8 protein-coding genes are annotated in these 9,135 nt (G+C 63.3%); 7 read left to right on the forward strand and 1 reads right to left on the reverse strand.

All coding sequences use genetic code 11. From position 1 onward, the window contains the following. Positions 1-8: 8 nt before the first annotated feature. From VM94_RS03300 to VM94_RS03315, 4 genes are all read left to right on the forward strand, one after another. A complete protein-coding gene (locus tag VM94_RS03300; protein WP_046682168.1) occupies positions 9-2,840 on the forward strand; it encodes an ATP-binding protein in 2,832 nt (943 codons plus the stop codon). 5 nt (positions 2,841-2,845) lie between these two features. Continuing rightward, positions 2,846-3,844, forward strand: a complete 999-nt coding sequence (locus tag VM94_RS03305) for a DUF4424 family protein (RefSeq protein ID WP_160309270.1) — start codon at positions 2,846-2,848, stop codon at positions 3,842-3,844. A 2-nt stretch (positions 3,845-3,846) separates the two neighbouring features. Beyond that, entirely contained in the window at positions 3,847-4,425 is a 579-nt protein-coding gene (locus VM94_RS03310) for a nucleotidyltransferase family protein (protein ID WP_046682170.1), read from the forward strand. An 86-nt stretch (positions 4,426-4,511) separates the two neighbouring features. Beyond that, entirely contained in the window at positions 4,512-5,321 is an 810-nt protein-coding gene (locus tag VM94_RS03315) for a hypothetical protein (protein ID WP_046682171.1), read from the forward strand. 6 nt (positions 5,322-5,327) lie between these two features. Here the strand turns inward: VM94_RS03315 and VM94_RS03320 are convergent, their stop codons facing one another. After that, positions 5,328-5,846 carry a hypothetical protein gene (locus tag VM94_RS03320; RefSeq protein ID WP_046682172.1) on the reverse strand — a complete coding sequence of 173 codons (519 nt, stop codon included), beginning with the start codon at positions 5,844-5,846 and terminating at the stop codon, positions 5,328-5,330. A 189-nt stretch (positions 5,847-6,035) separates the two neighbouring features. Here VM94_RS03320 and VM94_RS03325 point away from each other — a divergent pair, with 189 nt between their 5' ends. From VM94_RS03325 to VM94_RS03330, 3 genes are read left to right on the forward strand one after another with little or no spacing between them, the layout of a single operon-like run. Then, positions 6,036-8,531 (forward strand): alpha/beta hydrolase family protein, encoded by a 2,496-nt coding sequence (locus VM94_RS03325; protein WP_046682173.1) that lies wholly within the window; start codon positions 6,036-6,038, stop codon positions 8,529-8,531. A gap of 56 nt (positions 8,532-8,587) precedes the next feature. Further along, a complete protein-coding gene (locus VM94_RS28665) occupies positions 8,588-8,740 on the forward strand; it encodes a hypothetical protein (RefSeq protein WP_175444616.1) in 153 nt (50 codons plus the stop codon). Positions 8,741-8,764: 24 nt separating this feature from the next. Beyond that, a complete protein-coding gene (locus VM94_RS03330) occupies positions 8,765-9,004 on the forward strand; it encodes a hypothetical protein (RefSeq protein WP_034753464.1) in 240 nt (79 codons plus the stop codon). Positions 9,005-9,135 lie beyond the last annotated feature (131 nt).

Raw genomic sequence — 9,135 nt, forward strand, 5'->3', positions numbered from 1 at the left:
AAGCGCCCATGTTTCATATCAAATCACTTGAACTGGTGCACTGGGATTACTGGCAGCGCATCAAGAACATCCCGCTCGACGCGAAGATCATCACCATCGCGGGGCAGAATGGTTCCGGCAAGACCACCTTGCTCGACGCCTTGCGTACCCTGTTCGGCCTCGACTGTTCGATGGGGCGCACGTACAAGCACTATGCGCGCCACTCGGGCCAGCAGACGGCCTGGCTGCGCGCCGTGGTCGACAACAAGAACGTGGGCAAGCAACTGTCGAACCGCCCGTTCCGCAGTTCCGGCTTCTTCAGCGATGATGAAGTGACCTTGTTTTGCCAGATCCAGAAAAATGGCGGCGACTGGAAGCGCCAGTATCTGATGCGTCCAGGCAATGTGCAGATCGAGGACATCACGGACGCCAACGACTGGCTCGGCGTGGAAAACTACCGCAAGCGCCTGGCCAATGCGGGCCTGTCGCCGGCCATGTCGAAAGTGCTGGCGCTGGAGCAGGGCGAGACGGACAAATTGTGCGAATACGCGCCGCGCCAGCTGCTCGACCTGGTGTTCCAGGTGTTTGGCGACAAGGAAGTGCTGGACGCCTACGACGAAGCCAAGCGCCACCAGCGCGACACGGAAGTGGAGCTGAAACGTTTCGAGACGGAACTGGAAGCGTCGAAGACCAATCTGGAAGGCTTGCGCCTGCGCGTGGCCAATTACCACCAGTGGGAAGGCTTGCATAAAGAGCGCCGCAACCTGCTGGAAGAAGTGCTGCCCAGCCTGCAGTATCACGAGGCGCGCGAAAAGGCTGCCATCGCCAGCCGGCAATTGCGCGATGCGCGCAAACCGATGGCACAGGCCGACCAGCAACTGACGGATAAACGTAATGCGCTGGCGGCACAGGCGAAGGCCCTGTCCGACGCGCAGATGAACGAGACTCTGCTGGAGCAGGAATCGATAGGCCTGCAGAGCCGCCTTTCCCTGATCAATGCCAAGCTGAAACCGCTGGACAGCTTGCTGGAACAGAAGGACCGTTTGCAGAAGCTGGCGGCCGACTCGGGCAGCGACATCGCCGAAGTGGCGGCCCAGCTGGAACAGAAGGAAGCGGAATTGCTGCGCCAGCGCCAGCAGCGCGACGCCCTGTCGGCCCGCATCGCGGGAGAGCAGGCGACGATTGCAGCGCTGCAAGGCAAGACGGCCATGCCGGAGCCGGACAATGTGCGCGGCATGCGCCGTGCATTGCGCGACGCGGGGATCAGCCACGCCATGCTGTCGGACATCGTCGAAGTGACGGACAGCCGCTGGCAGGGCGCCGTCGAAGGCGTGCTGGGCGGTTACGCCTCCGTCGTCCTGCTCGACAAGGCCAAGGATGCGTCTAGCGCCTACCGCCTGGCCGAGAAGGAGCGCTACCGCCACTTCATCGTGCCCGACCTCGTCACGGCGCCAGTGGCGAAAGACGAAAGCTTGCTGGCTGTGGTGAAATTCTCCGCGCCCGTGCCGAGCTGGCTGATCGAGCAATTGTCGCGCATTTCGCGCGTCGATTCCGTCGAAGCAGGCTTCAAGCTGGGCAACCACGAAGAGTGGATCACGCCCGAGGCCTATCACCGCGAACGCCGCGGCGGCCGTTCCCTGTTCGTGGAAGCGTCGCGCTACCGCTTCGGCCAGGCTGGCCGCAGCGGCCGCCTGGAAGCGCTGCTGCGCTCCTTGCCGGGACTGGAAGGACAGGAAGACACGCTGACTTTGGCGATCTCTAAACTGGCGGCCGAAGTGGGCGCCTTGAAAGCGCGCATCGCCGGCGTCGACGCGGCCAAGGAACTGAGCGCACGCCAGGAAGAATTCGCCGAAGCGCTGCGCAATTCCAAGCCGCTCAAGGAAGAGCGCCTGGAAGTGGGTGGCCGTTTGGGCGAGTTGCAGAACCTCACCAAGAACGCCACCGTGGCGCGCACGCGTGCCGATACGGTCTGGCAAAACGCGCGCCTGGCATTGTCGGAAGCGGAAGCCGGTTCGCGTCTCGGCTACAAGAAGCAGATTGAACAGCGCGCCGAGCATGCGCGCGCCTTGCTGGCCTTGCGTCATGCGTGGCGCCATCTGCCGAAAAGCTGGCGCCGTCCCGCACGTCGCGCCGCGCTCGTGGCCGAGCACCAGAATGCGCACCAGGTCGATTTGCGCGTTGCCAGCTTGCAAAACAGCCTGGCGCGCGACGACTGGGAACTTGACGCGACCGTCATCGACCAGCATCACCGCCTGTCGGACCAGTTGCACGGCCGCCAGTCGGAAACGGACGAGCGCCGCTACCAGAACAACCGCGCCATCGAAGCGACGGGCAATGCCCGCGGCGCCTACATGGAGCGCTTGCGCTACACCATCAAGACGTACAGCAAGAACATCAAGGAGCTGGGCGAACTGGCCGGCATCGAAGTGCATGCCGACCCCGTGCGCCTGGAAAACGACGACGTGCAGCTGTCGCAGGCGGGTTTGCACGTGCGCTTCAAGTTCGACGGCAAGGGCGTCATCGGCATGAACGATGGCGAAGCGTCGGGCGGCCAGCAGGTGATGAAGTCCCTGGTGCTGCTGATCGGCTTGCTGAAATCGGAAGACGGTTCCGGCGGCTTCGTCTTCATCGACGAACCGTTTGCCCACCTCGATATCCGCAACATTCAGCTGGTCGGCGAATTCCTGAAAAACACGGAAGCGCAATACCTGATGACGACGCCGTTGACGCACAACACGGATGTCTACGATCCGTCGGAGCTCACTTTGATCACCAGCAAGAAGAAAAAGGATACCCAATGGGCGCAACCGATTTTCGTGCTGCAGCGCCGGGTCGAACCCGTGCCGGGCAAGGTGGCGTGATGGCCGTGCGCAAGCTCATTCTGGCCGCGGCCCTGTCGCTGGCATTGGCCGGCACGGCCGTGGCCAACGATGGCATCGGTTCCGTCAGCGCGGGCGGCATCCTGTTCGGCAAGACGGATGCCGTGGCCATGAAAAAGGAAGTGCTCAGCGTGAGCACGGACTTGATCAAGGTCGAGTACGAATTCCTTAACGAGTCGGCCAAGGATGTGGAAGAGACGATCTTCTTCCCGCTGCCCGAATACTCGGCCGGCTACCATGGTTCGCCCACGTATTACGGCCAGCCGCAGCAGTTTACCGTCGATGTGGATGGCAAGCGCAAGGACTACAAAACCACCTTCGTTGCCAAGCTCGATAGCGCCGACGTGACGGCCCGCTTGCGCCAGCTGGGCTTGTCGGACGCGCAAATCGCCTATTTCCCGTCGCACACCCCGTTCGACAGGAAGGTGGCCCCGCTGACGGCCGCGCAAAGCAAGATCATGATCCGCGAAGGCTTGTTGGCCCAGCTGTACGACGAGGAATGGGTCCCGGCCTGGACCGTGAAAGTCATCTACCTGTGGCAGCAGAAATTCCCCGCCGGCAAAGTCGTGCGCGTGCGCCATCAATATGCGCCGTTCGTCGCGGCAGGCCCGGGTGCGTCCTACCTGGGTGATGGCAATGAGTTTGAAAAGAAATACTGCGGCGACAAGGCCTTCTACAAGACGTGGAACCGCCTGGCGGCCAAGCAGGGCGAAAGCGGCTTCGTCAATGCCGTGTGGGTATCGTACATTTTGACGACGGGCAACACCTGGAAGAATGGCATCGAAGACTTTACCTTGAACCTGATCAAGGGCAAGCCGGACGAGCTGGTCAGCCTGTGCTTCCCCGGCACGTTCACCAAAATCAATCCCACCACCTTGCAAGTCAAGCTGCGCAACTTCCATCCGAAGCAGGACCTCGATGTGTACTTCGGCAATGTCGAAGGCGCGGGCGACCACGACGGCGTGGCGCCGCAGATCCGGCCATAGGAATGAGCACGCAGGAAGCGCTGGCCGCGCGCCTGCGCGCCATCGCCCGCGCCACGCCGTGGTGCATGCAGGCCCTGCACGCTGTGGCGCAGCTGGGCTTGCCCCACTGCTGCATCGGCGCCGGCGCCGTGCGCAACCTCGTGTGGGACGCCTTGCACGGCTACGCGCAACCGTCGGCATTGAGCGACGTCGACGTGGCGTATTTCGATGCGCACGATGTGCAAGCCCGGCGCGAGGTGGAACTGCGCCAGCGCCTGGAAACGGTGCTGCCCGGCGTGCCGTGGGAAGTGTGCAACCAGGCCAGGGTGCACCTGTGGTTTGAAGACGAGTTCGGCTACGCCGTGCCGCCCCTGCTGTCGCTCGATGACGCCATCGCTTCCTGGCCCGAGTTTGCCACTTCGGTCGGCATCCATCTGCAGCCCGATGGCGGGATCGGCATCATCGCGCCGCATGGCCTCGACGACCTGTTCAACATGGTGGTGCGGCGCAACCCGGCGCGCATCAGCGAAGACGGCTATGCACAGCGCCTGGCCAGCAAAAACTATGCGGCGCGCTGGCCGCGCGTGACCATCATCGCTTGAGAAATGCTGGCGTAAAAGCAATTAAATGCACTGTGGATACAGATTGCCTATAATTGCCAGTTATCCAATAGTGTTTTTCTGATCCCATGTCCCTGTCCATTTCCATGCCGCTGCGCCGCCTCGGCCGTTTGTTCTGCCTTTCCTCCGCCCTCGTGGCGTCCGCCGCCTTCGCCGACAGCTATACCGATTTCCAGCAAGCGAGCGGCCAGCTGGAAGCGCTGATGGCCAAGGCCACGCCGCAAAGCGGCTTGCCGCGCCTGGGCGACCCTGCCGTGGCGCAGCTGTTTGCCCATATCGCCGACGGCCCGCGCCTGTTCCAGGCACCCGTCGCGGCGCTGCAGGACGTCAACCAGAGCGTGGCCGTATGCGAAAAGGCCATGCGTTTGGGGAAAACATATTATGCGTTTGGCCTCGAACGGCCCTTGCCGCTGTCCGGCGCCGAATTGCAGCAGGCGCGCAGGGAACAAATGACGCAGAACCTGGCCAGTTACGGCGATGAAATGAGCACCTTGTTTGCTTTCAGCATGCATTGCCATGGCCATTTGATTGGGCTGATGGAGCAGGAATTCAGCGCCCAGCCGGCCGATGCGGTGAGCGGGCCCGAGCGTCTGCGCGCGCGGGCGTTCAGCAAGAATACGGCCATTGTTTACACTGGCGTATTGCAGTTCATGCAAGTGCCGTTGTGGAACGTGGCGCAGAAGAAAATGATGCTGGAAGCGGCCGCGCAGCACGCCACGGCGAATGCCAATCTGATGGCGCCGCCCTTGCGCGAGCGTTTGCTGACCAGCCTGGCCGATGCGGACAAGGATCTCGATCCCGCCCTGGCGCCGGCGCTGGCGACGATACGCCAGGCGCTGTCGGTGACGACGTGTACAGGCCTGTGCCAGTACTACTGACCCGGCTTACTCGGCCGCTTGCAGCGGCTTGTTGCGCTGGCGCCAGCGCACGAGGCCCCACGCATACACGGCGTAGTAGCCGATGACGAGGCCGTAGGCGGCCATGGTCAGCGGACTCTGGCCGAACGGCGGCGGTGGCACGGGCACGTCCAGGCGCGTGTTCAGGTAGATTTCCATGCCGCGGTACAGCAAGCGGGCGATGAACAGCATCGTGATGGCCAGGCCCAGGTAGCGGTGCTGGGTAAAGAAGAAATCCTTGCCGACCTGTTCGAAGCGCGTCAGTTTCAAGCCCAGCACGCCGAGCCAGCCGCCGGCCAGCGCGCCCGCGCCCAGGCTGGACAGGGGCAACAGCTCGAATTTCGTCGTCGTCGCCAGGAACAGCAGCAGCGCGGGAAAGACGACCGCCACGCTCCAATGGCGCCACAGCTGCGACTTCTGGCGCGCCACCAGTTTTTTCAGGCGCGAATAAATGCGCCAGACCAGCAGCGGGACCAGGAACAGCAGGGCGAGGGTAGTGGTTTCCATGTAGGCATTCGGGTGCGGGGAAAACAGCGATTGTAAGCCAGATGGGGACGGGCGGCGATGCTTGTCAAACGGCAAAAGTTGCTGATTGACATTTACATGGCATGAACGCACTATGCTTTGTCACAATGCGCCGCCATGAGCGGTGCGGTGCGCCCGCTTGTTGTCGCCACCTTCATACACTGGAGTTCCATGTCTACTCGTTTGCCTTTGCTTCCCATCACTGTCGGCCTGATGGCCTCGTCTTCCCTGGCCATGGCGCAAGATGGCGCTTATCAAGCCCCGCCAGCGCCCCTGCAAGCCATCGTCGATGCGCCGCGCGCGCCGACCCTGAGCCTGAGCCCGAAACGCAACCTGGCGGCCGTGCTGCCCACGCCATCCTTGCCCAGCATCAGCGAAGTGGCGCAGCCGGAACTGAAGCTGGCGGGCTTGCGCATCAATCCGCGCACGTATTCGGCCAGCCGTTTCAGTTTCCACACGGGACTGGGTTTGCTCGACATCGATACGCAGAAGGAAATCAAGGTCAGCGGCCTGCCCGCATCGCCCCGCATCGCCGACCTGGCCTGGTCGCCCGACCAGCGCTACCTGGCATTTACGCACATCGCCTTTGCCGATCCCGCCAAGGGCGTGAAGGAGTCGGGCGTGGAATTGTGGCTGCTCGACGTGCAGACGAAAGCGGCGCGCAAGCTGGGCAATCAAGCGCTGTCGACCGTGTATGGCCGCGGTTTTTCCTGGATGCCGGACAGCAAAACCTTGCTGGTGCAACTGAAACCGGCCAAGCTGGGCGCGGCGCCCGTGGCGAGCGGCATTCCGACGGGCCCGTCCATCCAGGACAGCGTGCCGGGCGGCGGCGTCAAGCAATTGCGCACCTATCCCGACCTGCTGAAAAACGAACAGGATGCGCAGCTGTTCGAACACTACATCACCGTGCAGCTGGCCATGCTGGACGTGGCGGGCAAGCAGCGCCTCGTCGGCCAGCCCGGCCAGTTCTCGCGCGTGTCGGCTTCGCCCGATGGCAAGCACCTGCTGACGACGAGCATCGTGCGTCCGTATTCGTATATCGTGCCGGCGCACGACTTCGCCCACAAGATCGACGTGCGCGACCTGAATGGCAAGGTGGTGCATGCGGTGGCGGCCCTGCCGCTGGAAGAAGGCCTGCCGCCAGGCAATGATGCCGTGTCCGCCGGCGTGCGTTCCGTCAGCTGGCGGGTCGATGCGCCAGCGACCCTGGTGTGGGCCGAAGCGCAGGATGGCGGCGACCCGGCCAAGGCGGCGGAGATCCGCGACATCGTCTACACGCAGGCGGCGCCGTTTAGCAGCAAGCCGGCCATGCTGGCCAAGCTGGGCTCGCGCTATGCGGGCGTGGCCTGGGGCCGCGGCGACCTGGCCCTGCTCAGCGAAGCGTGGTACAAGACGCGTGCCGTCAAGCAGTGGAAGATTTCGCCAGATCAACCTTCCGCGCCGGCCGACCTCGTGTACGCCGGTTCCTTCGAAGACCGCTACAACGACCCGGGCCAGCCCGTCATGCGCGCGGACGCTGCCGGCTTGCCGCGCTTGCTCATCGCCTTTGATAATTCCATCCTGCTCGACGGCCAGGGTGCTTCGAAGGAAGGCGACCGTCCCTTCATCGACCGCCTGAACCTGGCGACGAAACAGAAGGAGCGGTTGTTCCAGAGCGCCGCGCCGTATTATGAAAACGTCGTGGCCGTGCTGGACGAGGATGGCAGCCGCTTGCTGTCGACGCGCGAATCGCCGACCGAGCAGCCGAATTACTATGTGCGCAACCTGAAACAGCAGGGCGCGGCGCAATTGACGGCCCTCACGCATTTCCCCCATCCGCTGCCGCAATTGAAGGACGTGCAGAAAGAGCTGATCCGCTACAAGCGCGCCGACGGCGTGGACTTGACGGCCACCTTGATGCTGCCGCCGAACTATGACGTCAAACGCGACGGTCCGCTGCCGACCCTGATGTGGGCATACCCGCAGGAATTCAAGACGGCCAGCGCCGCCAGCCAGACCAAGGGGTCGCCATACAAATTCAATGCCGTCAGCTACTGGGGGCCGGCCGCCTTCCTGTCCATGGGTTACGCCGTGCTCGACAATCCATCGTTCCCCATTGTGGGCAATGGCGATCAGGAACCGAACGACACCTATCTGCCGCAGCTGGTGGCCGACGCCGAGGCGGCCGTCGAGGAAGTGGTCAAGCGGGGCGTGTCCGACCGCAACCGTATCGCCATCGGCGGCCACTCGTATGGTGCCTTCATGACGGGCAATCTGCTGGCGCATACGCGACTGTTCCGCGCCGGCATCGCCCGCAGCGGCGCCTACAACCGCACCCTGACGCCGTTCGGCTTCCAGGCGGAAGAGCGCCCGTTCTGGCAGGCGCCAGCCGTCTACCAGGCCATGTCGCCGTTTAATTACGCGGACAAGATCAAGGATGCGCTGCTGATGATTCATGGCGAGCAGGACAACAACTCGGGCACCTTCCCCATCCAGAGCGAACGCATGTTCCAGGCCGTCAAGGGACTGGGCGGCACGGCGCGCCTGGTGATGCTGCCGAACGAGAGCCACGGCTACCGCGCGCGCGAATCGATCATGCAGATGCTGTATGAAAGCAACAACTGGCTGGAGAAATATGTGAAGAACGCGGCACCGCCGGCCGCCGACGTCAAGCCGGCAGGCAAATAAGGGCAGCGGCGCGCATCTCGTGGTATGGTCTTCCTTTGTCTGCAGGGAGGCCAGCCATGTCAGTCATCCATACCCACCGCGCGCCCGACCCGGCGCCCGTCGATGAACCCATGCCGGCGCCGGAGCCGCAAGAAGCGCCCGGGCGCCAGCCGGGGCCCGTGCACCCGGTGCCGCAGGATGATCCCGTGCCGCACCCGCACCCCAGTTAATCTCGTCAAGAAAGGCTGTTTTAGATGGCAATTGTCAAGGAAGTCTACACACGCAAAGTCAGCGGAGAATCGTTCGACTATGAACTCGATTACACCCAGGGCGCGGACGTGGCCTGGATTGCGCGCGTGTACCACGACGGCGTGCTGAAAGGCTCGCCGCACGGCGCGCTGACGGCCAACGTGCTGTCCGGCCCCGCGCTGGAACAATACCTGCGCGCCTACGTCGAAGGCATGATCGAGCGGGGGCTCGACGTGGCCGAGTAAGCTGTTTGCGTCAGAGCAAAGAAAAGGGCGCCGAGGCGCCCTTTGTTGTTTCTGGTGGTGGTGTCGGATTACGCCCTGGCGGGCTAATCCGACCTACGCGCATGCACATGGAGCGTAGGTCGGATTAGCGG

Source organism: Janthinobacterium sp. KBS0711 (assembly GCF_000988085.1).
GTDB classification, from domain to species: Bacteria; Pseudomonadota; Gammaproteobacteria; order Burkholderiales; family Burkholderiaceae_D; genus Janthinobacterium; species Janthinobacterium lividum_E.

Bases quoted from the DNA above. Each gene is read 5' to 3' on its own strand.
- VM94_RS03300 (WP_046682168.1), top strand. From the start codon at position 9: ATGTTTCATATCAAATCACTTGAACTGGTGCACTGGGATTACTGGCAG.
- VM94_RS03310 (WP_046682170.1), top strand. From the start codon at position 3,847: ATGAGCACGCAGGAAGCGCTGGCCGCGCGCCTGCGCGCCATCGCCCGC.
- VM94_RS03315 (WP_046682171.1), top strand. From the start codon at position 4,512: ATGTCCCTGTCCATTTCCATGCCGCTGCGCCGCCTCGGCCGTTTGTTC.
- VM94_RS03320 (WP_046682172.1), bottom strand. From the start codon at position 5,846: ATGGAAACCACTACCCTCGCCCTGCTGTTCCTGGTCCCGCTGCTGGTC.
- VM94_RS03325 (WP_046682173.1), top strand. From the start codon at position 6,036: ATGTCTACTCGTTTGCCTTTGCTTCCCATCACTGTCGGCCTGATGGCC.
- VM94_RS28665 (WP_175444616.1), top strand. From the start codon at position 8,588: ATGTCAGTCATCCATACCCACCGCGCGCCCGACCCGGCGCCCGTCGAT.
- VM94_RS03330 (WP_034753464.1), top strand. From the start codon at position 8,765: ATGGCAATTGTCAAGGAAGTCTACACACGCAAAGTCAGCGGAGAATCG.